1 tRNA gene is annotated in these 251 nt (G+C 50.2%); it reads right to left on the bottom strand.

The features are described 5' to 3' along the window. Nucleotides 1–93: 93 nt before the first annotated feature. Nucleotides 94–165: transfer RNA gene (locus tag GPK90_RS16825), tRNA-Gly, on the bottom strand. Nucleotides 166–251: the final 86 nt, after the last annotated feature.

The raw sequence follows: 251 nt of genomic DNA, 5'->3' as shown, positions 1-251 counted from the left end.
GGAGCGCAGACATTCGAACCGTTCGAACCCGGCAGGGCTTGAACATAGAAAAAAGAGCCATCCATCGGATGACTCTTTTTCTATCTCTTTGAGAGCACGAGACGGGATTCGAACCCGCGACCCTCGCCTTGGCAAGGCGATACTCCACCACTGAGCCACTCGTGCATAGGTAACATACCTTCAAAACCACATATTGAACTTCATCAACCTTTGAATCTTCACTTGACCTTCCTGGATAAGCCCTCGACCGA

The sequence above is a fragment of the Clostridium sp. MCC344 genome (genome assembly GCF_018785365.1).
Classification (GTDB): domain Bacteria; phylum Bacillota; class Clostridia; order Lachnospirales; family Lachnospiraceae; genus Pilosibacter.
Note: the sequence above shows the minus strand (reverse complement) of the source record. Positions and strands in the feature narration are given on the sequence as shown.